The following is a 458-nucleotide window of genomic DNA, read 5'->3' on the forward strand; positions in this document are numbered from 1 at the left end:
ATAGTTACAATACGGTATAGGAAGTGATGGATAGAAATCACATACGGCCAGTACTACTCAGCGTACTACTCGTTTTCTCGGTTGTCAGCACCGGTTTCCTCGGAAGTGCCGCTGCTGCACCGAGCGAGCAAAGCGAGGTGGCAACGGTGAACAGTCAGACGATGGCACAGACGGCCACAGCTGGTGGGGCGACCTGTCAGCTTGACGGGAGCTGTCCGGTTCCTGATGGATCAGTCGACCTCAACAACAGTGGTGCCGGCGTCCACGTGTTGATCGACGGGAGCCATCAGGGCTCGACGTTCACGAAGTTCGCAAACCGACTCAGCGAGCGCGGGTACGACGTCGACACGAAACGGTCGACGACCGGCGGGCTGACCTCGTGGAACAGTTCATCCGCCAACGGGCTGTCGGACTACGACGTGGTCATCATCCCCGTCCCCCAGACAGCCTATAGCGAG

1 protein-coding gene is annotated in these 458 nt (G+C 58.7%); it reads left to right on the forward strand.

Going from position 1 to position 458, the window contains the following annotated elements:
• Positions 1 to 26: 26 nt before the first annotated feature.
• Positions 27 to 458, forward strand: a 432-nt coding sequence (locus C5B91_RS21660; protein WP_199708906.1) for a surface glycoprotein, incomplete at its 3' end; no start/stop codon positions are given.

The organism is Haloferax sp. Atlit-10N, from assembly GCF_003586325.1.
GTDB lineage: Archaea > Halobacteriota > Halobacteria > Halobacteriales > Haloferacaceae > Haloferax > Haloferax prahovense.